The organism is Paraburkholderia sp. JHI2823, assembly GCF_038900695.1.
Taxonomy (GTDB): Bacteria; Pseudomonadota; Gammaproteobacteria; order Burkholderiales; family Burkholderiaceae; genus Paraburkholderia; species Paraburkholderia mimosarum.
In genome coordinates, this window is the sequence record NZ_JAYMRY010000031.1 from 70,798 (window position 1) to 93,885 (window position 23,088).

A 23,088-nucleotide genomic window follows, 5' to 3' on the forward strand; every position below is an offset into this window, starting at 1 on the left:
TCGATCATGAATGGCTGCCATCACGCGCCTCTATCGAGGCGCTTGGATCAACGCGTGCGGTCCGTGCCGCAACCGTTCGTGCCGCCAGCATCGCTTGTTGGGTCCGTTGCGCCAGTCTGCGGCGCCGCGCCTAGCGCACGGCCGATCGCGTCGCGGGTACGGACGAACTCCTTCTCGAAGTCGAGGGTACGGCGGGCGGTCGACATCGCCATGATGACGTCGACGCCACGGCTCTCGCCATTGGGACCTTTCCGGTCCTTCAACCAGAACCACAGACGCCGCTCACGGACGTAGAACATCGAGAAGATGCCGAGCACGAGGAGCAGGCTGCCAAGATACACGACTTTCTTGCCCGGCGCGCGCGTCAACTGAAATACCGAAGCTTGCACCTGCTTGAATGAATCGAGCTGTAGATAGACGGGAGATCCGTACAGGAAGCTGTCAGATATCGCGTTGATCGAATCCTGCACGAAGCGCGCGGCGTTGGCATCCGGCTTCACGTCCGGCTCGCCGGCCTGCTCGCGCGCGAGTTGCCACAGGTCCCACGTCGCCCCTTCGAGCATGCGTAGCAGGAGGCTTGCTGCCTTTTCCTGCTGGTCCTTCGGCACCGACTTGTCGATGAACGCCGCCACCGCCTCGAAGCCGCCCGATGGACGCCCAGCGCCTGTCTGCGGCGCATTCAGGCCGGCGAAGAGCATCAGCACGCGCCCGGCGCTGTCCTCCAGATGTTGTTCCAGCTCGCGGTTCGAAACGGGGACGGAGCGCGCCGCAAAGCGCTTCGCCGCCTCGGCGCGCAAGGCGGAATCCTCGAAAGCCGCGCGCAGCATCATCCACTCTTTTGGCGTACCCGCGGCATCGGCGGGAATACGCAGATAGCGGAACGGATCGTCGGGTTTCTCGCGCATGCCCGCGAGGAACATGCGGTCGCCGCCGCCCACGTCCACGGGCAGCATGTAGTTGTTGTACTCACGCGCCTGACCATCCTTGTCGCGCACCTTGTACTGGACCGACGGCCCGACGTTATGCAGGTCGAGCGGCCTCGAACTTTTCGCGCCCGAGCCGAGGCGCTCGTCGAAGGCTTCCTTGAGCGACCGGTGAGCCACGCCGCGCGCGTCTGTCGCCCCGCTGCCGGTCGAGATGTTTTCGACGTTGATCGCACGGAAATCCGCGAACTCGATGGTTTGCCCATCCACGCCCGGCACTGTCTGGCCAGCGGGCACAGCAAGCGGCGCCGAATTGCCGATCGTGCCGCCAAACGGGAAGCTTTTCGCGCTCGCGCCCGACATGGGCCACGCCGTCATCGACATCTGCGAGCCGCCATCCTGGAAGCTCGACTGGTAGATCGACACGCCGTCGTACTCGAACGGTTCGTTCACCTCGATGCGCGCCGGAATGCGCTGGCCCGTCTTGTGGTCGATCACGACGATGTCGCTCGCGAAGAGCTTGGGCATGCCGGTCGAGTAGTAATCGACGATGAACTTGTTGAGCTGGATCGAGAACGGCAGGTCCTGGATCAGCGAACCGTCGGGCTGGTTGAGGATGGCCGTGGAGACATACTGGCCCTCCGGAACCCAGGCGTAGCCGCGAAAAGTCGGGTTCGATACCGAAAGCCGGTGCTCGGGCGGGATGTCGTTGATGACGGTGTTGCTACGGATAGGCGTCTTGTCGAAGAGCCACATCTGGAATTTGATCGGCAGATTGCTGTCGAGCAGGCCGCCGATGCAGATGATCACGATCGCGAGATGCGCGAAGATGTAGCCGATCTTCGTGAGCGCGCCGCGCTTGGCGGCGATGAGGGTGGCGCCTTCCGTTTCCCGCTTAACGAAGCGGTAGCCCATGCGGCTTGCCACTTTGCCGAGTGTGGCCGCCGTTTGCTCGCGCGTGCCGCGTTCCAGCGCGAATTCGCCCTTGTGATGGAACGCGCGCAGGCTGCCTTCGCGGACCTTGTCCTTCCAGCTGCGCATGTCCGCGAGCATCTTCGGCGCGTTGCGGATCACGCACAGCGAGACCGACACGACGAGAAAGCCGAGGATCGTCATGAACCACCACGCGCTATAGACCGTATAGAGGCTCAGCGAGCGGAAGATATCGGCCCAGAAGGGACCGAACTGGTTGACGTAGTTCGGGTAGGGGTCGTCCTGCGTGAGCACCGTGCCGACGATGCTTGCAATGGCGAGAACGACGAGCAGTGAAATCGCGAAGCGCATCGAACTGAGCAGCTCGACGGCGCTCTTCACGGCCTGCTGGCGAACCTTCAACTCCAAACCCTGCGTGGTGACGCTCATTCAATCTCCGCTTTGCTACGCGCGCAATCGGCGCTACAGCAAAAAAGGGTGCAGGCGCGCCGCCAGTGTGACGACGCCCTCACCCTTTTCTTGTTTTTCGGCCGGCTGCACAGTCAAGCACAATCAACCGCGCGGCAAGCTCATTACCTCAATACAGAACTTCAGTGCAGACCAGCAGCGTAGTCGGCGACGGCCTTGATCTCGTCATCCGAGAGCCGGTGCGCGATCGCACGCATCGGATCGTTGTTGTTGCGCGTGCCCTGCTGGAAAGCGTTGAGTTGCGCCACGACATATTCCGACCACTGGCCAGACAGGCGCGGATACTGGATCGGAATACCCTGCCCCGTGGGTCCGTGGCACGCCGCGCAGGCGGGCACACCCTTGTCGGCGATGCCGCCGCGCCAGATCGCCTGGCCGAACGGCACGGTCTTCGCGTCATGCGCGTAGCCGGGCTTGGGTGTCTGGGAAGCGAACCAGGCTGCAACGTTGATCATATCCTGGTCTGACAGCGCAGCCGCGAAGCCGGCCATGATGGGATTCGCGCGCGCGGCCGGCTTGCCGCCGGGCTGGGCCTTGAAGTCCTTGAGTTGCTTGACGAGATACTCGGCGTGCTGGCCGGCAAGCTTGGGGTACGCGCCGCCGGCGCTGTTGCCGTCTGCCGCGTGGCAGGCCGCGCACACCTGCGCGGCGATGGCTTGCCCCCGCGCGATGTCGGGCTTGGCCGGCGTTGCCTGGTCCGCCGCGTTAGCCTGCCCCGACATGATGAATAGACCTGCTGTAAGACCTGCCGCTATCGCACTCTCGAACACCTTCAAGGACTTGCCCAGTCGATTCATTCGCGCACCTTGTTTCGTCTTGTGGGAATCAGGTTCTGCAATGGACGACAGCGACCGATCTACCTCGAAAGGCCCGCGCTGGCCTCACTGGTATTCAGTAAACCATCGCATTGTACAATAGCGCGCAAGGCGCCACCGCGCCAGTCGGGCCCGCCCCCGATATGCCAGATTCCTCCCGGGCGCTTCCGGGCCCGGCGGGCCGCCCGCCGCGTTGTCTCACATTGTGGTCCTTTTCCGATGGCCTTCCTGCTGCATCAAGCCCGCTTCTTCACGACCGTGAACCACCTGCGCGATCTGCCCGCCACGGCGCGCCCCGAGGTGGCGTTCGCCGGCCGTTCGAATGCCGGCAAATCCACCGCCATCAATCTGATGTGTAACCAGAAGCGGCTCGCCTTCGCCTCGAAGACGCCGGGCCGCACCCAGCACATCAACTACTTCGCGGTGGGCCCCGCCGATGAGCCGGCAGGCTATCTCGTCGATCTCCCCGGCTACGGCTATGCCGAAGTGCCGGCGGCCGCCAAGGCACACTGGGAGCAACTGCTCTCGCTCTATCTGCAAACGCGCGCGCAGCTTTCGGGGCTCGTGCTGATGATGGACGCGCGCCGTCCGCTCACCGAACTCGACCGTCGCATGGTCGAATGGTTTGCGCCGACTGGCAAACCGATCCACGCACTCCTGACGAAGTGCGACAAATTGACGCGTCAGGAAAGCGTGGTCGCGCTGCGCACGACGAACAAGGCGTTCGACGAATACCGCAAGCAAGGCTATGAAGGGAAGCTGAGCGCCCAGCTCTTTTCGGCACTCAAGCGGGTCGGACTGGACGAAGCACACGCGGTAATCGAGAGCTGGATCGTGCCGCAGGCATCGGCCGGCGAGGTTACCCCGGCGGCGGAATAACGCCGCGCGGCGCTGTCGTTTCACCCAGGCCATCGGCGCCGTCTACACGCCTTTCTGCTGGCCTTTTCACTCGCTTTCGTCTGATATTTCGGGACGGCCGCCTGACCTTCGACGCGCAGTGTGTGCCTCTCGCTCAGGGGCCGCTCGGACTGGAACCGCCAGCGCGCTTTCCCGTATCAGAAGCGGTGCCCCGCAACGGCTGTTCAGGCCCACATAAAAAAACCCGCCGTAATTTCCGGCGGGTTAAACAGCCTTATCGAAAAACGACAGGCACCCGCTCAGGGAGGAGAAGCGGGGAGCTCGGCGCCAGGCGCTTCACTCGATCGGTATGATATACCATTGTCCTGAAAAGTCTTCTGCACCTCCGGACGCCCCCTCCCGTTCAAGATATCCGACGACATGAGCTTCTACCCGCATCATCGTCCGCGCCGCATGCGACGTGACGATTTCTCGCGCCGTCTGATGCGCGAAAACCTCCTCACCACGAACGACCTGATCTACCCCGTATTCGTCATCGCAGGCGAAAACATGCGCGAAGCCGTGCCGTCGATGCCAGGCGTCGAGCGCGTGTCGATCGACTTGCTGATGGGCGTCGCCGAGCAGTGCGTCGAACTCGGCATTCCCGTGCTCTCGCTCTTCCCCGCTGTCGATCCGGCGCTCAAGACGCCCGATGGCGTCGAGGCGACGAACCCCGATGGCGTCATTCCGCGCGCCGTGCGTGAACTGAAGAAGCGCTTCCCCGACCTCGGCGTGCTTTGCGACGTCGCGCTCGACCCGTACACGAGCCACGGCCAGGATGGCGTGCTCGACGAAAACGGCTACGTCATCAACGACGAGACCATCGAGATCCTCGTGGCGCAGGCGCGGGCGCAGGCCGAGGCGGGCGTCGATATCGTCGCGCCTTCGGACATGATGGACGGGCGGATCGGCGCGATCCGCGAAATGCTCGAAAGCGAGAACCACATCCATACGCGCATCATGGCCTACTCGGCCAAATATGCTTCGGCGTTCTACGGACCGTTCCGCGACGCCGTGGGCTCCGCGTCGAATCTGGGCAAGGGCAACAAGATGACCTACCAGATGGACCCGTCGAACTCCGACGAAGCACTGCGCGAAGTGCGCCTCGATATCGAGGAAGGCGCCGACATGGTCATGGTGAAGCCGGGCATGCCCTACCTCGACATCGTGCGCCGCGTGAAGGACGAATTCCGCTTCCCGACCTACGTGTACCAGGTGAGCGGCGAGTACGCCATGCTCAAGGCAGCCGCGCAGAACGGCTGGCTCGACCACGACAAGGTGATGATGGAATCGCTGCTCGCATTCAAGCGCGCCGGCGCCGATGGCATCCTCACGTACTTCGCGCTCGACGCTGCGCGCTTGCTGCGCGCGCAGAAGTAAGGGGGCTCGCTCACCAGGGCATCGGTCGCATGAACAAAAGGCACGTCTCCGGACGTGCCTTTTGTTTTTTCGCTGGCCATGCGATCTATCGCGCGCTGGGCACCGGTGATCAGGTCGATGGCGTTGCCGGCGTTTGCTCTGCGTGCGCCGCCACGCGATCGAGCCGCGCAAGGAAGCGGTCAGCGTTCTCGTAACCGACGACGCGCAGCACTTCGTGGCCCTGCGTATCGAAGAAGATAATGCCTGGTGGTCCGAAGAGTCCGAAGCGTTTGAGCAGGGCCTGGTCGTCGGGATTGTTGGCGGTCACGTCCGCGCGAAATAGACCGAGTTGCGCGAGGCGCGCCTGCACTCGCGGGTCGCTGAACGTGAACTTCTCCATCTCCTTGCAACTCACGCACCAGTCGGCGTAGAAGTCGAGCATCGACGGCTTGCCCGCCGTGCTGAGCGCCGCGTCGAGTTGCGCCGGGGAGCGCACTGGCGCGAAGACCAGCGCACTCGTGTCCCTCCCGCCGGCGGCTTGCACTGCGCCTGCCGCGGCGCCGTCGCTCACACCACCCACGCGCGCGGCGAGCACGGCAAGCGGGCGCAGCGGATCGGTCGAGCCCGCCGCGAGCCCCACGATCAGCGTCGCGGCCCAGATGGCGAACGCCGCGCCAAGGCCGCGCCCGAGGCGCCGCCAGACGTTCGACGCGCCTGCGTTCGGCGTAAAGAGGCCGAGCGCGGCCGCCGCGAGCAGCAACCAGAGCGCGGCGAGCAGCATCTGCGCGGCCGCGCCGAGCACCGGCCAGACGATCCATAGCGCAGCGGCCAGCAGCACGACGCCGAAGAACAACTTCACGCCGTCCATCCACGCGCCCGCGCGAGGCAGCAGCGAACCCGCGCCGAGGCCAAGGATCATCAGCGGAACGCCGAGGCCGAGGCCCATCGCGAAGAGCGCCGCACCGCCCAGTACGGCGTTGCCCGTGTGTGCGATGAAGGCCAGCACCGCGAAGAGCGGCGCGGTCATGCAAGCGCCCACCACGAGCGCGGACAGCGCGCCCATGGCGGCGACCGCGGCGAATTTGCCGCCGGATCGGCCCTGCGTGGCGCGCGAAGCGCCGTCCTGCCAGCGCTGCGGCAGCGCGACGTCGTAACCCGCGATCAACATGACGGCGAACGCCGCGAGGAGCACCGCGAACACGCCGAGCACCCATGGATTCTGCAGCCATGCGCCAAGGCTCTGGCCGACCAGCGCAGCGGCAATGCCCAGCACCGTGTAGACGAGCGCCATGCCGAGCACGTAGACGAACGAAAGCGCGAAGCCGCGTGCGCGCGTCACGCGGGCACCCTCGCCCACGATGATCGCCGAGAGGATCGGGATCATCGGGTACGAGCAGGGCAAGAGGCTCAACACCATGCCGGCCACGAAGTACAGCCCGACGACGGCGAAGAAGCCGCCGCCTTGCAGCAGCGATTGCGCGTAGTCGGCACTCGTGGCGCGCTCATACCAGGGCTCGCCGGTATCGCCTGCTGCGAGTGCAGCGTGCGTTTGCGGCAAGGGTGCGGGCGTCGAACGCGCCGCGTCCGGCGTGGCGTTCTGGCTGCCCGTAGCGGCCTGCAAAGCGGCACCGCTCACGTGATACACGTGCTCTGCGGGCGGATAGCAGACGCCCGCGTCGGCGCAGCCCTGCGACGTCACCGCGAGATCGAACGCGCCGCTCGCCGACTTGACCGGCACGCGGATCGTCAACTCGCCGCGATAGGTTTCGACATTCTTCTGGAAGGTCTGATCGAACTTCACGTGGCCGGGCGGTATCTGCACGTCGCCCAGCTGCGCCGTGCCGTTGCGCACGGCGAAGGCGAAGCGCTCGCGGTACATGTAGTACCCGTCAGCGATCTTGAAGTGCACGTCCACGGTGCCCGGCGCTTCGCTCGCGCTGAAGGTGAAGGCCTGGTCGGGCGGCAGGAAGTCATCGTCGGCTGCACGCGCGAGCGACGCGCCGAACAGCATCGGCAGCAGACAGCAAACGAGTACGAGGAAGCCGGACAGCGAGGCGAACGGCGCGGCGCGCGAGCGCCCATCGAAGCGGTTAGACATGAAGGGGGCGCTGAGTCTCGGCATTGACCCATTGGCCGTAGGCGTTCGACGCCGTGGCTTGCCACGAGAGGATCTCGGGCGTCTCATATGGATGCTGGGTCTGGATGAACTGTTCGAGCTCGGCCGCGCGGGCCAGGCTCGTCTTGAAGAGCAGCTGGATCTCGTCGCCCGACTCGATGCTGCCCTGCCAGTGGTACTGCGAGTGCACGGCGCCGAGACGCGTCGCGCAGGCGGCAAGACGCTGCGCCAGCGCCCCTGAGGTCAGCCTTTCGGCCGTGCCCTCGTCGGGCACCGTGGTCAGCATGAGGGTCACATAGAGGGTCACGGCGAACTCCGGCGTGGCGCCCGCGCGCAACGGCGACCGCGGGCTTCGAGGCAGAAGGTAATCGTACCATCGGTGCCGACCGGCTTCTCTCGCGCACCGTGCGGCAAAAGGGGACTGCGACCGGTAAACGCGATTCCACACGCTTTAATCCGCGCCCAAAAACAAAAAAGCCAGGCTAGGCCTGGCTTTTTTGCACGCCGCTCGATCCGGGGACCGCGCGACTGAAAGCTTATTCCGCTTCCTGGACGTTCTCTTCCGCGACTTCCGGACGGTCGAGCAGTTCGACCAGAGCCATCGGTGCGTTGTCGCCAACACGGAAACCGAACTTCAGGATACGCAGGTAGCCGCCCGGACGGTTCGCGAAACGCGGACCGAGCACGTCGAACAGCTTCGTGACCGAGTCACGATCGCGCAGGCGGTTGAACGCCAGACGACGGTTTGCCAGCGAGGGCTTCTTGCCGAGCGTGATGAGGGGCTCGACGACCTTGCGGAGTTCCTTCGCCTTCGGCAGCGTCGTCTTGATGACTTCGTGCTCGATGAGCGAGTTGGACATGTTACGGAGCATTGCCAGACGGTGGCTGCTCGTGCGGTTCAGTTTCCGCAGACCATGACGGTGACGCATTTCAATTTCCTTGAAACAAAGTTTTGGTCCAGCTCTTCTATCGCTTCGACGGGTTTAACACTTCGCCGAAGCACGGGCCGGTACGTGAAAAAGGCAAGACGCGGATTTTAAAGGAAAATCCGCGTCCGTGCCAGACTTCTTACTTGTCCAGACCGGCCGGCGGCCAGTTTTCGAGCTTCATGCCGAGCGTGAGACCGCGCGAAGCGAGCACTTCCTTGATCTCGTTGAGCGACTTGCGACCCAGGTTCGGGGTCTTGAGCAGCTCGTTCTCGGTGCGCTGGATCAGGTCGCCGATGTAGTAGATGTTCTCGGCCTTCAGGCAGTTCGCCGAGCGAACCGTGAGTTCGAGATCGTCCACCGGACGCAGCAGGATCGGATCGATCTGCGGTGCGCGCGACGGGGCTTCCGCCGCCGCTTCCGTGCCTTCCAGTGCCGCGAACACCGACAGCTGATCCACGAGGATGCGCGCCGACTGGCGGATCGCTTCCTCAGGCGAAATCACGCCGTTGGTTTCGATGTTCATCACGAGCTTGTCGAGGTCGGTACGCTGTTCGACACGCGCGCTTTCCACGGCGTAGCTCACGCGGCGAACCGGCGAGAACGACGCGTCGAGGACGATGCGGCCGATGATCTTCGCCGACTCGTCGCCGTAACGGCGCACGTTGCCGGGCACATAGCCGCGGCCCTTCTCGATCTTGATCTGCACGTCGAGCTTGCCGCCCTTCGTCAGGTGCGCAACCACGTGTTCCGGGTTGATGACTTCGCAGTCGTGCGAGAGCTCGATGTCACCGGCGGTGACCACGCCTTCGCCTTCCTTGCGCAGCGTAACCGTCACTTCGTCACGGTTATGCAGCTTGAACACCACGCCCTTCAGGTTCAGCAGCAGGTTGACCACGTCCTCTTGCACACCGTCGAGCGTCGAGTATTCGTGCACGACGCCTGCGATCGTCACTTCGGTCGGCGCATAGCCGATCATCGACGACAGCAGCACGCGCCGAAGCGCGTTACCCAAGGTGTGGCCATAACCGCGTTCGAACGGCTCCATGACCACTTTCGCGTGGTTCTCGCCGAGCGATTCCACAGCGATGATCTTGGGTTTCAACAAACTGGTTTGCATAGGTTTTCCTTTTCAATACCCTCGGCTCGTTACACCGATAAGGCTGAGATGGCAACAACCTGAAAAAAACGGCCGAGGCCGCCTCCTGCGCAAAGCACAGAGGTTACCCCGGCCGTCAATCCGATTACCGCGAATACAATTCGACGATCAGGCTTTCGTTGATGTCGCCAGCGATGTCGCTGCGCTCCGGCATGCCCTTGAACGTGCCTTCGAACTTCTTCGCGTCGACCGCGACCCAGCCCGGCATGCCACCTTGCTCGGCGAGCGAGAGGGCTTCGACGATACGCGCCTGCTTCTTCGCCTTTTCGCGAATCGCGACGATGTCGCCAGCCTTCACTTGCATCGACGGGATGTTCGCGACGACGCCGTTCAGCGTGAGAGCCTTGTGGCTCACGAGCTGACGCGCTTCAGCGCGGGTCGATGCGAAGCCCATGCGGTACACGACGTTGTCGAGACGCGATTCGAGCAGTTGCAGCAGGTTTTCGCCGGTGTTGCCCTTGAGACGGTCCGCTTCCGCGAAGTAGCGGCGGAACTGGCGCTCGAGCACGCCGTAGATGCGCTTCACTTTCTGCTTTTCGCGAAGCTGCGTGCCGTAGTCGGACGTACGGGCGCCCGAGGTGCGGCCGTGCTGACCCGGCTTGCTGTCGAGCTTGCACTTGTCGGCGAGCGAGCGGCGTGCGCTCTTCAGGAAGAGGTCGGTGCCTTCACGGCGGGACAGCTTGGCCTTCGGGCCGATATAACGTGCCACGTTGCTTTCCTTCGATAATTGATCACGCGAAACCTGAAACGAAAAACACGCGGTTCGCGCTAGTCCGGCCCTTTGGACCGAACGGTGGGCTTAGTCAATTCAATAACGCCGAGAGCCTGGGTCGCCGTTTCCGGCGGCTCAGGCGTTCGGCCAAAAGCGACGCCTTAGATACGGCGGCGCTTCGGCGGACGGCAGCCGTTGTGCGGGACCGGCGTCACGTCGGAGATCGCGGTGATCTTGATGCCAAGACCATGCAGCGCGCGCACCGCCGATTCGCGGCCAGGACCAGGGCCCTTGATCCGCACTTCGAGGTTCTTCACGCCGTATTCCATCGCCACGCGGCCAGCCGACTCGGCTGCGACCTGAGCTGCAAACGGGGTCGACTTGCGCGAACCCTTGAAGCCCTGGCCACCCGAGGTTGCCCAGGCAAGCGCGTTGCCTTGACGGTCGGTGATCGTGATGATGGTGTTGTTGAACGACGCGTGAACGTGAACCACGCCCTCGGCGACGTTCTTCTTAACCTTCTTGCGAACGCGTTGCGCCGCGGAGTTGTTCGAAGCCTTAGCCATTACGTTTTCCTGTAACTTTCAGTTCCGCTTACTTCTTCAGCGACTGTGCTGCGCGGCGCGGACCCTTGCGCGTACGTGCGTTGGTGCGCGTACGCTGGCCACGCAGGGGCAAGCCCTTGCGATGGCGCACGCCGCGGTAGCAGCCGAGGTCCATCAGGCGCTTGATGTTCATCGTCACTTCACGGCGCAGATCGCCTTCGACGACAAACTTGCCCACTTCCTCACGCAGCTTTTCCAGATCCGCGTCGTTCAGGTCCTTGACCTTCTTGTTGAACGGCACACCGGCGGCCACGCAGATGTTGCGCGAACGCGTGCGGCCAACACCAAAAATTGCCGTCAGGCCGATTTCGGTGTGCTGGTGGTTCGGGATGTTAACCCCTGCAATACGAGCCATTGTTTTTCCTCAAACAAAAAGCGCAAGCGCGCTAATCAGCCTTGGCGCTGCTTGTGGCGCGGGTCCGAGCTGCAGATCACGCGAACGACGCCGTTGCGCTTGATGATTTTGCAGTTGCGGCAAATGCGCTTTACCGATGCCATCACTTTCATGATATTACCCTTTTTCCTAAATCACTTCGCCCGGAACACGATCCGCGCACGCGACAGATCGTAAGGCGTCAACTCAACCGTCACCTTGTCGCCCGGGAGAATGCGGATGTAGTGCATCCGCATCTTTCCGGAAATATGTCCCAGAACGACATGGCCGTTTTCCAGCTTCACCCGGAAGGTTGCGTTGGGGAGGTTTTCGATAACCTCGCCTTGCATCTGGATTACATCGTCTTTGGCCATAGGTCCTTTCAACGCATCGGGACGCCGCCGCCCTTGAAGTTGGCCTTCTTGAGCAGCGATTCATATTGTTGCGACATTACGTACGACTGCACCTGCGCCATGAAGTCCATTGTGACGACGACAATGATCAGCAGCGACGTTCCACCAAAATAAAACGGCACATTCCAGCGCAGCACCAGAAACTCCGGCAGCAAGCAAACGAACACGATATAGATCGCACCGGCCAGCGTCAGACGCGTGAGGATGCGGTCGATATAGCGTGCCGTCTGATCGCCCGGGCGGATGCCAGGTACGAACGCGCCACTCTTCTTCAGGTTGTCGGCCGTTTCCCTGCTGTTGAACACCAGTGCGGTGTAGAAGAAGCAGAAGAACACGATCGCCAACGCGTACAGCAACACGTACACGGGTTGGCCAGGCTTGAGGGCTTCGGCCACGTTGTGCAGCGTGTCCGCGAACCAGCCGGATCGCGAACCCGAACTGAACCAGTTCAGGATAGTTGCCGGGAACAGGATGATCGACGACGCAAAGATCGGCGGAATCACGCCCGACATGTTCAGCTTGAGCGGCAGGTGGGACGACTGCCCGCCGTAAATCTTGTTGCCGACCTGGCGCTTCGCATAGTTCACGAGGATCTTGCGCTGGCCGCGTTCGATGAACACGACCAGGTACGTCACGGCTGCGATCAGCACGACCACGATGATCGCCGAGATGATGCTCATCGAGCCGGTGCGAACCAGTTCGAAGAGACCACCGAGCGCATTCGGGAAGCCCGCCGCGATCCCGCCGAAGATGATGATCGAGATACCGTTGCCAAGCCCGCGTTCCGTGATCTGCTCACCGAGCCACATCAGGAACATCGTGCCCGTTACGAGCGTCACGACCGTCGTCAAGCGGAACACCATGCCCGGATCGATCACGAGGCCGGGCTGGTTTTCCAGCGCGACCGCGATGCCGAACGCCTGAAACGTCGCCAGCACCACCGTGAAGATCCGCGTGTACTGCGTGATCTTGCGTTGTCCAGCCTGCCCTTCCTTCTTCAGCGCCTCGAGCTGCGGCGAGACGATCGCCATCAGCTGCAGGATGATCGACGCCGAGATATACGGCATCACACCCAGCGCGAAGATCGTGAACCGCGACAGCGCGCCACCCGAGAACATGTTGAACATGCCAAGGATGCCGCCCGACTGGCTCTGGAAGAGCTTCGCCAGTTGGTCCGGATCGATACCCGGAACCGGAATGTGCGCGCCGATCCGATAAACGACCAGCGCCAGCAGCAGGAACACTGCACGCCGGCGCAGGTCGCCGAACTTCGGAGCGCTGCGACCGGCTTTTGCGAGACTCGGGCTAGTAGCCAAGTAGCTTCTCCGATGCAGATGCTAGTGACGGCGGGCAAGCCCGCACGCACCACTCACAATCACTCGGCAAAAGAACCGCCTGCTGCTTCAATCGCAGCACGCGCGTTCTTCGTCGCACCCAGACCCTTCACGACGACCTTGCGCTTGATTTCGCCGGTAGCGATGATCTTCGCGCTTTTGGTCAGTTCGCCCACGAGGCCTGCCTGCTTGAGAGCGAGCAGATCGACTTCGTCGACCGGCAGCTTCTCGATATCGGCGAGGCGCACTTCACCGACGAATTCCTTCGTCAGCGAGGTGAAGCCGCGCTTCGGCAGACGACGCTGCAGCGGCATTTGACCGCCTTCGAAGCCGACCTTGTGGAAGCCGCCCGAACGCGATTTCTGACCCTTGTGACCACGGCCAGCGGTCTTGCCGAGGCCGGAGCCGATGCCGCGGCCGACGCGACGCTTGGCGTGCTTCGAACCTTCTGCCGGCTTCAGGTTATTCAATTCCATTTCAAACTCCTGGAGTCTTTGGTCCGCGTGCGCTTTAACCGATGACCTTGACGAGGTACGAGACCTTGTTGATCATGCCGCGCACAGCCGGCGTGTCCTGCAGCTCGGAAACCGAGTTCAGGCGGCGCAGGCCGAGACCGCGCACGGTGGCACGGTGCGTTTCGCGGGTCCCAATCAGGCTCTTGACGAGCTGAACCTTGACAGTTTTTTCAGACATGGTGCCCACCCTTAGCCCAGAATGTCTTCGACGGACTTGCCGCGCTTCGCCGCGATGTCAGCCGGGGTCGACTGCTTGCGCAGGCCGTCCAGCGTGGCACGAACGAGGTTGTACGGGTTCGTCGAACCGTGGCTCTTGGCCACGACGTTCTGCACGCCCATCACGTCGAACACTGCGCGCATCGGGCCGCCGGCGATCACGCCCGTACCTGCCTTCGCCGGAGCGAGGAGGACGACCGATGCGCCGTGCTTGCCGTGCACTTCGTGTTGCAGGGTGCCGTTCTTCAGGGGCACCTTGAACATGTTGCGGCGAGCTTGTTCCATCGCCTTCTGGACAGCAACCGGCACTTCCTTCGACTTGCCCTTGCCCATACCGACGCGGCCATCACCGTCGCCAACCACGGTCAGTGCGGCGAAGCCGAGAATACGGCCACCCTTCACGACCTTGGTCACGCGATTGACCGAAATCATTTTTTCGCGAAGGCCGTCGTCGCGTTCGTCAGCCTGAACTTTCGCTTGCATCTTTGCCATGACGAATTCCTTCCTTAGAACTTGAGCCCGGCTTCGCGCGCAGCATCAGCCAGCGCCTTGACGCGGCCGTGATAGCGGAAACCCGAGCGGTCAAAGGCGACGGATTCGATGCCGGCGGCCTTAGCCTTTTCTGCGATACGCTTGCCGATCAGCGAGGCAGCGGCGACGTTGCCGCCCTTGCCCGACTGGTCAGCCAGTTGCGCACGCACTTCAGCTTCAAGCGTCGACGCGCTGACCAGCACCTTGGTGCCGCAGGGCGAGAACACTTGCGCATAGATGTGCGTGTTCGTGCGATGCACGGCCAGACGGGCGACCTGCAGCTCAGCGATCTTGAGACGCGTCTGACGAGCGCGGCGCAGGCGAGATTGAGTCTTATCCATGATTGCGCACCCTTACTTCTTCTTCGTTTCTTTGAGGATCACAACCTCGTCGGCGTAACGCACACCCTTGCCCTTGTAGGGCTCAGGCGGGCGATAACCGCGCACTTCTGCAGCGGTTTGGCCGACTTTTTGCTTGTCGATCCCCTTGATCACGATTTCCGTTTGCGACGGGGTTTCAGCCTTGACGCCTTCCGGCATCTGGTGCACCACGGGGTGCGAGAAACCCAGCGACAGGTTCAGCTTGTCGCCTTGCGCTTGAGCACGATAACCAACGCCAACCAGCGTCAGCTTGCGCTCAAAACCCTTCGTCACGCCTTGCACCATGTTCGCGACGATCGCGCGCATCGTGCCCGACATCGCATTGGCTTCGCGGCTGTCGTCGGTCGGCTCAAACTTGAGCGTGCCGTTTTCGTTCACCACCTTCACGAGGCGGTTCGCAGCTTGCGAAATCGTACCCAGCGCGCCCTTGACGGTAATCTTCTCGTCGCTGAGCGTCGCTTCTGCGCCTTGCAGCGCGACCGGGCTCTTACCTACTCGAGACATGTTTCTTCTCCTTAGGCCTTAAGCGACGTAGCAGATAACTTCGCCGCCGACGCCAGTAGCGCGCGCCTTGCGGTCCGTCATCACACCCTTGGGCGTCGACACGATCGCAACGCCCAGGCCATTCATGACCTGCGGGATGTCGTTGCGGCCGCGGTACACGCGCAGACCCGGCTTCGAGACGCGTTCGATGCGCTCGATAACGGGACGGCCAGCGTAGTACTTCAACGCGATGTTCAATTCCGACTTCGCACCTTCGGTTTTCACCGCGAAGTCATCGATATAACCTTCGTCCTTCAGAACCTGCGCAATCGCAATCTTCACTTTCGACGAGGGCATAGCAACCGAAACCTTCTCGACCATCTGCGCATTGCGGATGCGAGTCAGCATATCGGCGATAGGATCACTCATGCTCATTTATGTTTCTCCTATTACCAGCTCGCCTTGGTGATGCCAGGGATCTCACCACGGAACGCGATTTCACGAATCTTGTTACGTGCGAGACCGAATTTGCGGAACGTGCCACGCGGACGACCCGTGAGCGCGCAGCGGTTACGCTTGCGGGTCGGGTTCGAGTTGCGCGGCAGTTGTTGCAGTTCGAGGCGAGCTGCGTAACGCTCTTCTTCCGACTTGCTTTGGTCGTCGATGATCGCCTTCAGCGCTGCGCGCTTCGGCGCAAATTTCGCTGCCAGACGAGCGCGCTTCTTTTCACGTTCGATCAGTGCCAGTTTAGCCACGGTAACCTCAGTTTCTGAACGGGAACTTGAAGCTGGCGAGCAGTGCCTTCGCTTCTTCGTCGGTCTTCGCGGTCGTCGTGATGCTGATGTTCAGCCCACGCAGCGCGTCGATCTTGTCGTAGTCGATTTCGGGGAAAATGATCTGCTCTTTCACACCGATGTTGTAGTTACCACGGCCGTCGAACGCCTTGCCCGACACGCCACGGAAGTCGCGCACACGGGGCAGCGCAACCGTCACGAAACGGTCGAGGAATTCGTACATGGCATTGCCACGCAGCGTGACCATCGTGCCGATCGGGTAGCCTTCGCGGATCTTGAAGCCGGCGATTGCCTTGCGCGACTTCGTGATAACGGGCTTCTGGCCGGCGATCTTCGTGAGGTCGCCAACGGCGTGCTCGAGGACCTTCTTGTCAGCGACGGCTTCACCGACACCCATGTTCAGGGTGATCTTGGTGAGGCGCGGCACTTCCATGACCGACTTGTAACCGAACTTCTCGATCAGGCCGGGAACGACCTTCTCTTTATAAAATTCTTGCAAACGTGCCATTTTTTACTCCGCAGCGTCAGGCGCTCAGGACAGCACCGGTCGTCTTCAGGAAACGAACCTTCTTGTCCCCTTCGACCTTGATGCCCACGCGTGACGGCTTGCCGTTCGCGTCGACCAGTGCGACGTTCGAGATAGCCAGCGGCATTGCCTTGGCTTCCACGCCACCCGTCGTACCCTTCATCGGGTTCGGCTTCACATGCTTCTTGGCAATGTTGATGCCTTCGACGGTCACGCGCTCTTCGCCAATGGCCAGCACGACGCCGCGCTTGCCCTTGTCTTTGCCGGTGATGATGATGACTTCGTCACCCTTGCGAATCTTGTTCATCGCGACTCCTTACAGCACTTCCGGCGCCAGCGAAACGATCTTCATGAATCGTTCGCTACGCAGCTCACGCGTAACCGGCCCGAAAATGCGGGTGCCGATCGGCTCAAGCTTGGTATTCAAAAGCACGGCGGCGTTGCCATCGAACTTGATCAGCGAGCCGTCTTGACGGCGCACGCCCTTCGCGGTGCGAACTACAACAGCGTTGTAGATTTCGCCCTTTTTCACGCGCCCACGCGGCGTTGCTTCCTTGACGCTCACCTTGATGATGTCGCCAATGCTGGCATAACGACGCTTCGAGCCGCCGAGCACCTTGATGCACATGACTTCACGCGCACCCGTGTTGTCGGCTACTTCAAGCCGAGTTTCGGTCTGGATCATGGTTTATCTTTCCCAACTTAATCCGGTTGCACCACCATGGCACATCCGGTCAGTCTTGGTCCCGTCAGCCGCGCCGCCACTAGAACGACCGCTCAGCTGCTTGGGTAAGAACAGCAGCGACGGCAAACGAAACCGGCCATCGCATTCCGGTGAATCTTGCTAACCCGGACTGGCGCCCGGATCTGCTTCCCCACCTATTTCCGCCTGCCGCTTTGCCAACAGCAAGCCCATAAAGAGGGAAGACCAAGACTATAACTCTATAATCTTGGTCTCGCAAGCGAAATCTTTAGCGATTTCAATTACTTCTGCATCCCGGGGAGTTACCCCCGGGATGTTGCGTCACTGATTAGATGACGCGTGCTGCTTCGATCAGCTTCGACACGGTCCAGGCCTTCGTCTTCGAGACGGGACGGGTTTCCTGGATTTCGACGAGGTCACCCTCGTTGTACGTGTTCGACTCGTCGTGAGCGTGGTACTTCTTCGACTGCACGACGTACTTGCCGTAGATCGGGTGCTTGACGCGGCGCTCGACCAGGACGGTGACCGTCTTGTCCATCTTGTTGCTGACGACCTTGCCGACCAGCGTCCGCTTAAGCGAGGTTTTCACGCTTTCGTTCATTTCTGGTTCGCCTTCTGAGTCAGGACGGTCCGCACACGCGCGATATCGCGACGGACCTTCTTCAGCTGGCTCGTGTTCGTGAGCTGCTGGGTCGCGAGTTGCATGCGCAGGCCGAATTGCGCCTTCAAGAGGTCCGACAGCTCTTTATCGAGCGCGACCTTGTCTTTCTGAAGAAGTTCGGATGCCTTCATCAATCACTCCTTAGGCGCCGAGCTGGCGAACCATGAAGACCGTCTTCAGCGGCAGCTTGGCTGCAGCCAGACGGAAGGCTTCACGGGCCAGTTCTTCGGACACACCATCCATTTCATACAGCATCTTGCCCGGCTGAATCTCGGCGACGTAGTACTCCGGGTTACCCTTACCGTTACCCATACGCACTTCCGCCGGCTTTTGCGAGATCGGCTTGTCCGGGAAGATACGGATCCAGATGCGGCCGCCACGCTTGATGTGACGCGTCATTGCACGACGCGCTGCTTCAATCTGACGCGCGGTCAGGCGACCACGACCGATAGCCTTCAGACCGTATTCACCGAACGAAACTGCGTTGCCGCGCGTGGCGACGCCGGTGTTACGACCCTTCTGCTCTTTGCGGTACTTCCTGCGTTTCGGTTGCAGCATCGTTATTCTCCACTCTTGCCGTCACCGCCGGCGGCGCCACGGCGCGGTGCGCCCCGACGGGCACCCGGTGCGCCTTCACCATCACGACGCGGACGACGATCGCCCGGGCGCGCGTTGCGGCGCGGACGCTTTTCTTCGGCGACTTCTTCCACCACCGGTGCGTCGTTGCGGCCGAGCGTGTCGCCCTTGTAGACCCAAACCTTCACGCCGATGATGCCGTACGTCGTCTTCGCTTCCGAGGTTGCGTAGTCGATGTCGGCACGCAGCGTGTGAAGCGGCACTCGACCTTCGCGGTACCATTCGGTACGCGCGATTTCGATACCGTTCAGACGGCCGGCGCTCATGATCTTGATGCCCTGGGCACCCAGACGCATCGCGTTCTGCATCGCGCGCTTCATTGCGCGACGGAACATGATGCGGCGCTCGAGCTGCTGCGTGATCGAGTCGGCGATCAGCTGCGCGTCGGTTTCCGGCTTGCGAATTTCTTCGATGTTGACGTGAACCGGAACGCCCATGCGCTTTTGCAGTTCGGCCTTGAGGAGTTCGATGTCCTCGCCCTTCTTGCCGATCACCACACCCGGACGCGAGCTGTAAATCGTGATGCGAGCGTTCTTTGCCGGACGCTCGATCACAACACGGCCCACCGAAGCGTTCTTCAGCTTCTTCTTCAGGTATTCACGAACACCGATGTCTTCCTTCAACATCGCCGCGAAATTGTTGTTGTTCGCGTACCAACGCGAAGCCCAATTGCGGCTGACGGCCAAACGGAAGCCAGTCGGATGAATTTTCTGTCCCATCGTATGGCTCCTTAATTCCCGACCGTCACAGTGATGTGACAGGATTGCTTCTCGATGCGGTTGCCACGGCCCTTTGCGCGCGCGGTGAAACGCTTCAGCGAAGCTGCCTTGTCGACGTAGATGCTCTTGATCTTGAGCTCGTCGATGTCAGCACCTTCGTTGTGTTCCGCGTTTGCGATCGCCGAGAGCACAACCTTTTTCACGATGCCAGCCGCTTTCTTCGGCGAGAACGTCAGAACGTTCAGTGCCTTGTCGACCGGCAGACCGCGGATCTGGTCAGCCACAAGGCGCGTTTTCTGCGCCGAGATGCGGGCACCGCGATGAATTGCCTTCACTTCCATCTTGATTGCCCCTTATTTCTTGGCCTTCTTGTCGGCCGCGTGACCCTTGAACGTACGGGTCAGTGCGAACTCGCCAAGCTTGTGGCCGACCATGTTTTCCGTGACATACACCGGAACGTGTTGACGGCCGTTGTGCACGGCGATCGTCAGGCCGATGAAATCCGGCAGGATCGTCGAGCGACGCGACCAGGTCTTGATCGGTTTCTTGTCACGCGATGCTGCAGCCGCCTCAACCTTCTTCAGCAAATGGGCGTCGCAGAACGGACCTTTCTTGATAGAACGTGCCATTGCCTACTCCTTAACGCTTGTGACGGCGCTGGACGATCATGCTCGTCGTGCGCTTGTTGCTGCGGGTGCGATAGCCCTTCGTCGGCGTGCCCCACGGGCTCACCGGGTCGCGACCAGCCGCAGTCTTGCCTTCGCCACCACCGTGCGGGTGGTCGACCGGGTTCATTGCAACGCCACGGACCGTCGGGCGGATACCGCGCCAGCGGTTCGCGCCAGCCTTGCCGATTTGACGGAGGCTGTGCTCTTCGTTGCCGACTTCACCGATCGTCGCGCGGCATTCAACGTGCACGCGGCGGATTTCGCCCGAACGCAGACGAACCTGCGCGTAGACGCCTTCACGTGCCAGCAGCATTGCCGACGTGCCAGCCGAACGCGCCATTTGCGCGCCCTTGCCCGGCAGCATTTCGATGCAGTGGATCGTCGTACCGACCGGAATGTTGCGGATCGGCAGCGTGTTGCCTGCACGGATCGGCGCTTCCGAACCCGACATCAGCTGCGTGCCGACCGTCACGCCCTTCGGCGCGATGATGTAGCGGCGCTCGCCGTCTGCGTAAAGAACCAGCGCAATGTTCGCGCTACGGTTCGGGTCATACTCGAGACGCTCCACCTTCGCGGGGATGCCATCCTTCGTACGACGGAAATCGATCACACGGTAGTGCTGCTTGTGACCGCCACCCTGGTGACGCGTCGTGATGTGACCGTTGTTGTTACGACCGGCCTTCGAGGATTGCTTTTCGAGCAGCGGTGCATACGGCGCGCCCTTGTGCAGATCCTTGTGCACGATCTTGACCATCGCGCGGCGACCCGGCGAGGTCGGCTTAACTTTCACGATTGCCATGATTACTTGGCCTCCGCTTCAAAGTTGATTTCCTGGCCGGGCTTCAGGCAGACATACGCCTTCTTCACGTCCTTGCGCTTGCCGTTGAAGCGGCCAAAGCGCTTGGCTTTGCCCTTCTGGACCAGCACGTTGACGGACTCGACTTCCACCTTGAACAGCAGCTCGACAGCAGCCTTGACTTCCTGCTTGTTCGCGTCCGGCGCGACTTCGAAGACGACTTGCTCGTTCTTCTCCGCAACCAGCGTCGCCTTTTCGGAGATCACCGGTGCGAGCAGGACCTGCATCAAACGATGATCGTTCTTGCGAATCTCGCTCATGACAGCAACTCCTCGATCTGGGCGACCGCTGCCTTCGTGATCAGGATCTTCTTGAAGTAGATCAGCGAGAGCGGGTCGGCAAAACGCGGCTCAACGACTGCCACGTGGGGCAGGTTGCGCGACGCGAGATACAGGTTCTCGTCGACCGTGTCGGTGATGACCAGCACGGATTCGAGACCCATGGCCTTGAACTTTTCGGCCAGCAGCTTCGTCTTCGGCGCTTCGAGCGAGAGCTCTTCCACGACCGAGATGCGGCCTTCGCGGGCCAGCTGCGAGAAGATCGAGCAGAGGCCTGCGCGATGCATCTTCTTGTTGACCTTGTGCGAGAAGTTTTCTTCCGGCGAATTCGGGAAGATGCGACCACCGCCACGCCACAGCGGGCTCGACGACATACCGGCACGAGCGCGGCCCGTACCCTTCTGACGCCACGGCTTCTTGGTGGTGTGCTTGACCTGCTCGCGGTCCTTCTGCGCGCGGTTGCCGCTGCGCGCGTTCGCCTGATAGGCGACAACGATCTGGTGAATCAGCGCTTCGTTGTAGTCACGGCCGAACACGACGTCCGACGCGTTGACTGCTGCGCCTTCCTGACCATTAGCGTTCAGGAGCTTCAGTTCCATTATTGCGCTCCTTTCTTGGCACGGGCCTTGACAGCCGGCGTCACGAAAACCTTGCCGCCCTTTGCACCCGGCACGGCACCCTTCACGAGCAGCAGCTTGCGCTCTGCGTCGATACGGGCGATTTCGAGGTTCTGCACCGTCACGGTTTCGTCACCCATGTGACCGGTCATGCGCTTGCCCGGGAACACGCGACCCGGATCCTGCGCCATACCGATCGAGCCCGGCACGTTGTGCGAGCGCGAGTTGCCGTGCGAAGCACGACCCGAACTGAAGTTGTAACGCTTGATGGTACCGGCGTAGCCCTTACCGATCGAGGTGCCTTGCACGTCGACCTTCTGGCCTTCTGCGAAGAGATCCACACCGATCACGGCGCCAGCGGACAGCTCGGCAGCCTTGGCGGCGTCGATCTGGAATTCCTTGAGGATTTCACCGGCTTGAACGCCGGCTTTGGCGAGATGACCTGCGAGCGGCTTCGTCACGCGCGATGCACGGCGCGTACCGAACGCAACCTGAACGGCCGTGTAGCCGTCGGTTTCAACAGTCTTGATCTGCGTCACGCGGTTGTCGGACACGTCCAGCACGGTCACGGGAATCGAATCCCCTTCGGCCGTGAAGATACGGGTCATGCCAACCTTGCGACCTACGAGTCCAAGGCTCATCGTTTTCTCCATTCCCGACTGCGATTGGTCGGGGCTAATTTACAAAGTACCGGCGTGCTTTCGGGGCGCTTTTGATAAAGAAACCTGAAAGGGACACACCGATTTTTTGCGCAAATGCGCGAAAAGACGTCAAGTATAACGTCCTTTCTCGTTTTCCGCAAGCAATCAAAGACTTAGCGCTGTCAGACTATCCAGACTGCGCCAGGCAGCGCTCGAGGCCCTTACTGCAGCTTGATTTCGACGTCCACGCCAGCCGGGAGGTCCAGCTTCATCAGTGCGTCGACGGTCTTGTCCGTCGGATCGACGATGTCCATCAGGCGCAGGTGGGTGCGAATTTCGAGCTGGTCGCGCGACGTCTTGTTGACGTGCGGCGAACGCAGGATGTCGAAACGCTGGATACGCGTCGGCAGCGGCACCGGACCGCGGACGATGGCGCCCGTGCGCTTCGCCGTATCGACGATTTCAGCAGCCGACTGGTCGATCAGACGGTAGTCGAAAGCCTTCAGACGGATACGGATTTTTTGGTTCTGCATGACGATTCCTTGAAAAGAGCGAGGCGGACTTGCGCCGCCAGACTAGATAAAGAGCGTAGATCTGCTCTGCGGCGGAGAGCCGCAGCGTAGATCTGTGGGCGGGAGTTGGCGCTTTAGCGCCTGCTCCCGTCCCATACATCAACTTCTACTGCTTACAGCGAACCAGCGATTTTACTCGATGATCTTGGCGACGACACCGGCGCCGACGGTACGGCCACCTTCGCGGATTGCGAAGCGCAGACCTTCTTCCATCGCGATCGGAGCGATCAGCTTCACCGTGATCGACACGTTGTCGCCC

The 23,088-nt window shown here is 61.6% G+C and carries 35 protein-coding genes and 1 pseudogene; 2 read left to right on the top strand and 34 right to left on the bottom strand.

Annotated features, from left to right (window positions below):
- Positions 1 to 47: 47 nt before the first annotated feature.
- Together VSR34_RS27325 and VSR34_RS27330 are read right to left on the bottom strand one after the other, a co-directional pair.
- On the bottom strand, positions 48 to 2,285 hold the full coding sequence (locus VSR34_RS27325; RefSeq protein ID WP_342964061.1) for a cytochrome c biogenesis protein ResB: 2,238 nt from the start codon (positions 2,283 to 2,285) through the stop codon (positions 48 to 50).
- Between the two features lie 161 nt (positions 2,286 to 2,446).
- Positions 2,447 to 3,121 (bottom strand): c-type cytochrome, encoded by a 675-nt coding sequence (locus VSR34_RS27330; protein ID WP_342964062.1) that lies wholly within the window; start codon positions 3,119 to 3,121, stop codon positions 2,447 to 2,449.
- A gap of 237 nt (positions 3,122 to 3,358) precedes the next feature.
- On the opposite strand from VSR34_RS27330, the gene yihA reads away from it, so the two are divergent.
- Both yihA and hemB read left to right on the top strand, forming a co-directional pair.
- A complete protein-coding gene (yihA, locus tag VSR34_RS27335) occupies positions 3,359 to 4,018 on the top strand; it encodes a ribosome biogenesis GTP-binding protein YihA/YsxC (protein WP_028213331.1) in 660 nt (219 codons plus the stop codon).
- Between the two features lie 399 nt (positions 4,019 to 4,417).
- Entirely contained in the window at positions 4,418 to 5,416 is a 999-nt protein-coding gene (hemB, locus tag VSR34_RS27340) for a porphobilinogen synthase (RefSeq protein ID WP_028213332.1), read from the top strand.
- A gap of 109 nt (positions 5,417 to 5,525) precedes the next feature.
- Here the strand turns inward: hemB and dsbD are convergent, their stop codons facing one another.
- The 32 genes and pseudogenes from dsbD to VSR34_RS27500 all read right to left on the bottom strand — a co-directional run.
- A complete protein-coding gene (dsbD, locus tag VSR34_RS27345; protein ID WP_342964063.1) occupies positions 5,526 to 7,493 on the bottom strand; it encodes a protein-disulfide reductase DsbD in 1,968 nt (655 codons plus the stop codon).
- Positions 7,486 to 7,797, bottom strand: coding sequence for a divalent-cation tolerance protein CutA (gene cutA / locus VSR34_RS27350; RefSeq protein WP_342964064.1), 312 nt, complete (start codon positions 7,795 to 7,797; stop codon positions 7,486 to 7,488). The genes dsbD and cutA overlap by 8 nt, the downstream gene beginning before the upstream one ends.
- A 250-nt stretch (positions 7,798 to 8,047) precedes the next feature.
- Complete coding sequence (rplQ, locus tag VSR34_RS27355) at positions 8,048 to 8,440, bottom strand: 50S ribosomal protein L17 (protein ID WP_027797304.1); 393 nt, start codon at positions 8,438 to 8,440, stop codon at positions 8,048 to 8,050.
- A 139-nt stretch (positions 8,441 to 8,579) separates the two neighbouring features.
- Entirely contained in the window at positions 8,580 to 9,557 is a 978-nt protein-coding gene (rpoA, locus tag VSR34_RS27360) for a DNA-directed RNA polymerase subunit alpha (protein WP_028213335.1), read from the bottom strand.
- 124 nt (positions 9,558 to 9,681) lie between these two features.
- Complete coding sequence (rpsD, locus tag VSR34_RS27365; protein WP_028213336.1) at positions 9,682 to 10,305, bottom strand: 30S ribosomal protein S4; 624 nt, start codon at positions 10,303 to 10,305, stop codon at positions 9,682 to 9,684.
- Positions 10,306 to 10,469: 164 nt separating this feature from the next.
- Complete coding sequence (gene rpsK / locus VSR34_RS27370; RefSeq protein ID WP_006052224.1) at positions 10,470 to 10,874, bottom strand: 30S ribosomal protein S11; 405 nt, start codon at positions 10,872 to 10,874, stop codon at positions 10,470 to 10,472.
- Positions 10,875 to 10,902: 28 nt separating this feature from the next.
- Entirely contained in the window at positions 10,903 to 11,268 is a 366-nt protein-coding gene (rpsM, locus tag VSR34_RS27375) for a 30S ribosomal protein S13 (protein WP_028213337.1), read from the bottom strand.
- A 35-nt stretch (positions 11,269 to 11,303) separates the two neighbouring features.
- Positions 11,304 to 11,420 (bottom strand): 50S ribosomal protein L36, encoded by a 117-nt coding sequence (gene rpmJ / locus VSR34_RS27380; RefSeq protein WP_027819338.1) that lies wholly within the window; start codon positions 11,418 to 11,420, stop codon positions 11,304 to 11,306.
- A 21-nt stretch (positions 11,421 to 11,441) separates the two neighbouring features.
- Positions 11,442 to 11,660 carry a translation initiation factor IF-1 gene (gene infA / locus VSR34_RS27385; protein ID WP_004521905.1) on the bottom strand — a complete coding sequence of 73 codons (219 nt, stop codon included), beginning with the start codon at positions 11,658 to 11,660 and terminating at the stop codon, positions 11,442 to 11,444.
- An 8-nt stretch (positions 11,661 to 11,668) separates the two neighbouring features.
- Complete coding sequence (gene secY / locus VSR34_RS27390; protein ID WP_028213338.1) at positions 11,669 to 13,015, bottom strand: preprotein translocase subunit SecY; 1,347 nt, start codon at positions 13,013 to 13,015, stop codon at positions 11,669 to 11,671.
- A gap of 59 nt (positions 13,016 to 13,074) precedes the next feature.
- Positions 13,075 to 13,509: a 50S ribosomal protein L15 gene (rplO, locus tag VSR34_RS27395; RefSeq protein ID WP_028213339.1), complete on the bottom strand. Its 435-nt coding sequence runs from the start codon at positions 13,507 to 13,509 to the stop codon at positions 13,075 to 13,077.
- Positions 13,510 to 13,543: 34 nt separating this feature from the next.
- Positions 13,544 to 13,726, bottom strand: a complete 183-nt coding sequence (gene rpmD, locus VSR34_RS27400; protein ID WP_010106952.1) for a 50S ribosomal protein L30 — start codon at positions 13,724 to 13,726, stop codon at positions 13,544 to 13,546.
- 11 nt (positions 13,727 to 13,737) lie between these two features.
- The gene (gene rpsE / locus VSR34_RS27405) at positions 13,738 to 14,256 is read right to left on the bottom strand and encodes a 30S ribosomal protein S5 (RefSeq protein ID WP_028206522.1); all 519 of its coding nucleotides are present in this window, start codon (positions 14,254 to 14,256) and stop codon (positions 13,738 to 13,740) included.
- Between the two features lie 14 nt (positions 14,257 to 14,270).
- On the bottom strand, positions 14,271 to 14,636 hold the full coding sequence (rplR, locus tag VSR34_RS27410) for a 50S ribosomal protein L18 (protein ID WP_028213340.1): 366 nt from the start codon (positions 14,634 to 14,636) through the stop codon (positions 14,271 to 14,273).
- A 12-nt stretch (positions 14,637 to 14,648) separates the two neighbouring features.
- Positions 14,649 to 15,179 (bottom strand): 50S ribosomal protein L6, encoded by a 531-nt coding sequence (gene rplF / locus VSR34_RS27415; protein ID WP_028213341.1) that lies wholly within the window; start codon positions 15,177 to 15,179, stop codon positions 14,649 to 14,651.
- Between the two features lie 18 nt (positions 15,180 to 15,197).
- Entirely contained in the window at positions 15,198 to 15,593 is a 396-nt protein-coding gene (gene rpsH, locus VSR34_RS27420; protein WP_027819345.1) for a 30S ribosomal protein S8, read from the bottom strand.
- 14 nt (positions 15,594 to 15,607) lie between these two features.
- Positions 15,608 to 15,913, bottom strand: a complete 306-nt coding sequence (gene rpsN, locus VSR34_RS27425; RefSeq protein ID WP_028213342.1) for a 30S ribosomal protein S14 — start codon at positions 15,911 to 15,913, stop codon at positions 15,608 to 15,610.
- A 7-nt stretch (positions 15,914 to 15,920) separates the two neighbouring features.
- Positions 15,921 to 16,460: a 50S ribosomal protein L5 gene (gene rplE, locus VSR34_RS27430; RefSeq protein WP_028213343.1), complete on the bottom strand. Its 540-nt coding sequence runs from the start codon at positions 16,458 to 16,460 to the stop codon at positions 15,921 to 15,923.
- Between the two features lie 16 nt (positions 16,461 to 16,476).
- Positions 16,477 to 16,785, bottom strand: coding sequence for a 50S ribosomal protein L24 (gene rplX, locus VSR34_RS27435; RefSeq protein ID WP_028213344.1), 309 nt, complete (start codon positions 16,783 to 16,785; stop codon positions 16,477 to 16,479).
- 9 nt (positions 16,786 to 16,794) lie between these two features.
- Positions 16,795 to 17,163, bottom strand: a complete 369-nt coding sequence (rplN, locus tag VSR34_RS27440) for a 50S ribosomal protein L14 (RefSeq protein ID WP_028213345.1) — start codon at positions 17,161 to 17,163, stop codon at positions 16,795 to 16,797.
- A 346-nt stretch (positions 17,164 to 17,509) separates the two neighbouring features.
- On the bottom strand, positions 17,510 to 17,782 hold the full coding sequence (rpsQ, locus tag VSR34_RS27445) for a 30S ribosomal protein S17 (protein WP_028213346.1): 273 nt from the start codon (positions 17,780 to 17,782) through the stop codon (positions 17,510 to 17,512).
- Positions 17,779 to 17,973, bottom strand: a complete 195-nt coding sequence (gene rpmC / locus VSR34_RS27450; protein ID WP_028213347.1) for a 50S ribosomal protein L29 — start codon at positions 17,971 to 17,973, stop codon at positions 17,779 to 17,781. Before rpmC ends, rpsQ begins: the two co-directional genes overlap by 4 nt.
- 10 nt (positions 17,974 to 17,983) lie before the next feature.
- A complete protein-coding gene (gene rplP / locus VSR34_RS27455; protein ID WP_027797288.1) occupies positions 17,984 to 18,400 on the bottom strand; it encodes a 50S ribosomal protein L16 in 417 nt (138 codons plus the stop codon).
- Positions 18,401 to 18,402: 2 nt separating this feature from the next.
- Positions 18,403 to 19,197: a 30S ribosomal protein S3 gene (rpsC, locus tag VSR34_RS27460; RefSeq protein WP_028213348.1), complete on the bottom strand. Its 795-nt coding sequence runs from the start codon at positions 19,195 to 19,197 to the stop codon at positions 18,403 to 18,405.
- An 11-nt stretch (positions 19,198 to 19,208) separates the two neighbouring features.
- Positions 19,209 to 19,538 carry a 50S ribosomal protein L22 gene (rplV, locus tag VSR34_RS27465; protein WP_004199272.1) on the bottom strand — a complete coding sequence of 110 codons (330 nt, stop codon included), beginning with the start codon at positions 19,536 to 19,538 and terminating at the stop codon, positions 19,209 to 19,211.
- A 12-nt stretch (positions 19,539 to 19,550) separates the two neighbouring features.
- Positions 19,551 to 19,826, bottom strand: a complete 276-nt coding sequence (rpsS, locus tag VSR34_RS27470; RefSeq protein WP_006998484.1) for a 30S ribosomal protein S19 — start codon at positions 19,824 to 19,826, stop codon at positions 19,551 to 19,553.
- Positions 19,827 to 19,836: 10 nt separating this feature from the next.
- Positions 19,837 to 20,664 carry a 50S ribosomal protein L2 gene (gene rplB, locus VSR34_RS27475; RefSeq protein WP_028213349.1) on the bottom strand — a complete coding sequence of 276 codons (828 nt, stop codon included), beginning with the start codon at positions 20,662 to 20,664 and terminating at the stop codon, positions 19,837 to 19,839.
- A gap of 2 nt (positions 20,665 to 20,666) precedes the next feature.
- Positions 20,667 to 20,981, bottom strand: a complete 315-nt coding sequence (rplW, locus tag VSR34_RS27480; protein WP_028206513.1) for a 50S ribosomal protein L23 — start codon at positions 20,979 to 20,981, stop codon at positions 20,667 to 20,669.
- Complete coding sequence (rplD, locus tag VSR34_RS27485) at positions 20,978 to 21,598, bottom strand: 50S ribosomal protein L4 (RefSeq protein WP_028213350.1); 621 nt, start codon at positions 21,596 to 21,598, stop codon at positions 20,978 to 20,980. Before rplD ends, rplW begins: the two co-directional genes overlap by 4 nt.
- Positions 21,598 to 22,257 (bottom strand): 50S ribosomal protein L3, encoded by a 660-nt coding sequence (gene rplC, locus VSR34_RS27490; protein ID WP_028213351.1) that lies wholly within the window; start codon positions 22,255 to 22,257, stop codon positions 21,598 to 21,600. The genes rplD and rplC overlap by 1 nt, the downstream gene beginning before the upstream one ends.
- A 221-nt stretch (positions 22,258 to 22,478) precedes the next feature.
- The gene (gene rpsJ / locus VSR34_RS27495) at positions 22,479 to 22,790 is read right to left on the bottom strand and encodes a 30S ribosomal protein S10 (protein WP_017777154.1); all 312 of its coding nucleotides are present in this window, start codon (positions 22,788 to 22,790) and stop codon (positions 22,479 to 22,481) included.
- 171 nt (positions 22,791 to 22,961) lie between these two features.
- Positions 22,962 to 23,088: pseudogene (locus VSR34_RS27500) on the bottom strand (elongation factor Tu); the annotation flags it as partial.

What these genes read in the sequence shown, in the direction of transcription:
- VSR34_RS27325 (WP_342964061.1), bottom strand. Translation starts at nt 2,285, where the DNA reads ATGAGCGTCACCACGCAGGGTTTGGAGTTGAAGGTTCGCCAGCAGGCC.
- VSR34_RS27330 (WP_342964062.1), bottom strand. Translation starts at nt 3,121, where the DNA reads ATGAATCGACTGGGCAAGTCCTTGAAGGTGTTCGAGAGTGCGATAGCG.
- yihA (WP_028213331.1), top strand. Translation starts at nt 3,359, where the DNA reads ATGGCCTTCCTGCTGCATCAAGCCCGCTTCTTCACGACCGTGAACCAC.
- hemB (WP_028213332.1), top strand. Translation starts at nt 4,418, where the DNA reads ATGAGCTTCTACCCGCATCATCGTCCGCGCCGCATGCGACGTGACGAT.
- dsbD (WP_342964063.1), bottom strand. Translation starts at nt 7,493, where the DNA reads ATGTCTAACCGCTTCGATGGGCGCTCGCGCGCCGCGCCGTTCGCCTCG.
- cutA (WP_342964064.1), bottom strand. Translation starts at nt 7,797, where the DNA reads ATGCTGACCACGGTGCCCGACGAGGGCACGGCCGAAAGGCTGACCTCA.
- rplQ (WP_027797304.1), bottom strand. Translation starts at nt 8,440, where the DNA reads ATGCGTCACCGTCATGGTCTGCGGAAACTGAACCGCACGAGCAGCCAC.
- rpoA (WP_028213335.1), bottom strand. Translation starts at nt 9,557, where the DNA reads ATGCAAACCAGTTTGTTGAAACCCAAGATCATCGCTGTGGAATCGCTC.
- rpsK (WP_006052224.1), bottom strand. Translation starts at nt 10,874, where the DNA reads ATGGCTAAGGCTTCGAACAACTCCGCGGCGCAACGCGTTCGCAAGAAG.
- rpsM (WP_028213337.1), bottom strand. Translation starts at nt 11,268, where the DNA reads ATGGCTCGTATTGCAGGGGTTAACATCCCGAACCACCAGCACACCGAA.
- rpmJ (WP_027819338.1), bottom strand. Translation starts at nt 11,420, where the DNA reads ATGAAAGTGATGGCATCGGTAAAGCGCATTTGCCGCAACTGCAAAATC.
- infA (WP_004521905.1), bottom strand. Translation starts at nt 11,660, where the DNA reads ATGGCCAAAGACGATGTAATCCAGATGCAAGGCGAGGTTATCGAAAAC.
- rplO (WP_028213339.1), bottom strand. Translation starts at nt 13,509, where the DNA reads ATGGAATTGAATAACCTGAAGCCGGCAGAAGGTTCGAAGCACGCCAAG.
- rpmD (WP_010106952.1), bottom strand. Translation starts at nt 13,726, where the DNA reads ATGTCTGAAAAAACTGTCAAGGTTCAGCTCGTCAAGAGCCTGATTGGG.
- rpsE (WP_028206522.1), bottom strand. Translation starts at nt 14,256, where the DNA reads ATGGCAAAGATGCAAGCGAAAGTTCAGGCTGACGAACGCGACGACGGC.
- rplR (WP_028213340.1), bottom strand. Translation starts at nt 14,636, where the DNA reads ATGGATAAGACTCAATCTCGCCTGCGCCGCGCTCGTCAGACGCGTCTC.
- rplF (WP_028213341.1), bottom strand. Translation starts at nt 15,179, where the DNA reads ATGTCTCGAGTAGGTAAGAGCCCGGTCGCGCTGCAAGGCGCAGAAGCG.
- rpsH (WP_027819345.1), bottom strand. Translation starts at nt 15,593, where the DNA reads ATGAGCATGAGTGATCCTATCGCCGATATGCTGACTCGCATCCGCAAT.
- rplE (WP_028213343.1), bottom strand. Translation starts at nt 16,460, where the DNA reads ATGGCACGTTTGCAAGAATTTTATAAAGAGAAGGTCGTTCCCGGCCTG.
- rplX (WP_028213344.1), bottom strand. Translation starts at nt 16,785, where the DNA reads ATGAACAAGATTCGCAAGGGTGACGAAGTCATCATCATCACCGGCAAA.
- rplN (WP_028213345.1), bottom strand. Translation starts at nt 17,163, where the DNA reads ATGATCCAGACCGAAACTCGGCTTGAAGTAGCCGACAACACGGGTGCG.
- rpsQ (WP_028213346.1), bottom strand. Translation starts at nt 17,782, where the DNA reads ATGAACGAAAGCGTGAAAACCTCGCTTAAGCGGACGCTGGTCGGCAAG.
- rpmC (WP_028213347.1), bottom strand. Translation starts at nt 17,973, where the DNA reads ATGAAGGCATCCGAACTTCTTCAGAAAGACAAGGTCGCGCTCGATAAA.
- rplP (WP_027797288.1), bottom strand. Translation starts at nt 18,400, where the DNA reads ATGCTGCAACCGAAACGCAGGAAGTACCGCAAAGAGCAGAAGGGTCGT.
- rpsC (WP_028213348.1), bottom strand. Translation starts at nt 19,197, where the DNA reads ATGGGACAGAAAATTCATCCGACTGGCTTCCGTTTGGCCGTCAGCCGC.
- rplV (WP_004199272.1), bottom strand. Translation starts at nt 19,538, where the DNA reads ATGGAAGTGAAGGCAATTCATCGCGGTGCCCGCATCTCGGCGCAGAAA.
- rpsS (WP_006998484.1), bottom strand. Translation starts at nt 19,826, where the DNA reads ATGGCACGTTCTATCAAGAAAGGTCCGTTCTGCGACGCCCATTTGCTG.
- rplB (WP_028213349.1), bottom strand. Translation starts at nt 20,664, where the DNA reads ATGGCAATCGTGAAAGTTAAGCCGACCTCGCCGGGTCGCCGCGCGATG.
- rplW (WP_028206513.1), bottom strand. Translation starts at nt 20,981, where the DNA reads ATGAGCGAGATTCGCAAGAACGATCATCGTTTGATGCAGGTCCTGCTC.
- rplD (WP_028213350.1), bottom strand. Translation starts at nt 21,598, where the DNA reads ATGGAACTGAAGCTCCTGAACGCTAATGGTCAGGAAGGCGCAGCAGTC.
- rplC (WP_028213351.1), bottom strand. Translation starts at nt 22,257, where the DNA reads ATGAGCCTTGGACTCGTAGGTCGCAAGGTTGGCATGACCCGTATCTTC.
- rpsJ (WP_017777154.1), bottom strand. Translation starts at nt 22,790, where the DNA reads ATGCAGAACCAAAAAATCCGTATCCGTCTGAAGGCTTTCGACTACCGT.